This is a genomic window from Methanoregula sp., from assembly GCF_002835825.1.
Taxonomy (GTDB): domain Archaea; phylum Halobacteriota; class Methanomicrobia; order Methanomicrobiales; family Methanospirillaceae; genus Methanoregula.
On sequence record NZ_PIZH01000735.1, the window covers coordinates 1 to 1,075 of the forward strand.

Genomic DNA, 1,075 nt, shown 5'->3' on the forward strand with positions numbered 1-1,075 from the left:
ATATGGATTCAGTAAATGTCCCGATCTCCCGGGCAATCCGGATTGCATCCTCCTTGTCGAACCCGATCAGGGGGCGGTGGATCGGGATTTCGGATGCCGCATCGGTGAGGACGACAAGGTTGTCGAGCGTCTGGCTCGCTACCTGACCGAGCGACTCACCGGTCACGATCCCCTGTGCGCCGTGCGCTTGTGCAAAGGCCGTCGCCACCCGGTACATCCGGCGCTTGCAGAAGATACAGGTATACTTCTCCTGGTGCAGTTTCACGAGTTCCTGTTTTGCCTCCGCAAGATAGGAATCCCTGATGACCGTCAGGGCAATCCCCGGCTGGTAACGTTCAAGTTCCCGGACAACACGCTCTGCCCGGGCAAGGGTCGTCTCGTCAAGGAACGTATCGAGTGCCACGTAGAGGGGCAGGATCCGGCAGCCGCGCTCCATCATCATCCATGCTGCAACCGGGGAGTCGATCCCCCCGGACACGAGGGCCACGAGCGTGCCCTCGACACCGAGAGGAAGTCCTCCAACCGCCTTTATGACCGTGTCATAGAGATACGCTTCATTCGCCCGGATCTCGATATGGATCTCCTTATCGGGATGGGCGAGGTTCACCTTGAGATGAGGGAATTCGTTTCGCAGGAGATTGCCGTATTCAATCGCCTTGTCGTTCGAGCTGAACGGGTGCTTGCCGACCCGTTTTACCCTGATTGCGAAGGTCTTTGCTGTCCCGATCCCGTGGCGGTGGCAGTAGCCGGGAAGATGTGTCCCGATCTCGTCAAGCCGGATATGCTCGACTTCCGAGAACGAGACGATGCCGAAGATATTTTTCAGGAGCCCTGGTTTCACATCCCCGTCAAGCCAGATCCTGCCCCGTTCGTTCCGGACGTGGATTTCGGGCATGACCTCGCGGATATTGGCGATCAGGGTATTTTCCCACTGTCTTCGGACAGGATCGGATTTTAAGAATATTTCAGAGTAGCGGACAAGCCACTGGTTCTTCATGCTCCTCTCTCTCCAGAATTTACTTCTTCTTTCTCGCTGTTTTCCGGACACGTGTCGTTTCATCGGCATCCTCTACCG

At 56.7% G+C, this 1,075-nt stretch carries 1 protein-coding gene; it reads right to left on the reverse strand.

Annotated elements, in window-relative coordinates:
* The coding region (gene thiI, locus CW742_RS14795; RefSeq protein ID WP_292421705.1) for a tRNA uracil 4-sulfurtransferase ThiI at positions 1–997 on the reverse strand (997 nt) is incomplete at its 3' end.
* Positions 998–1,075: the final 78 nt, after the last annotated feature.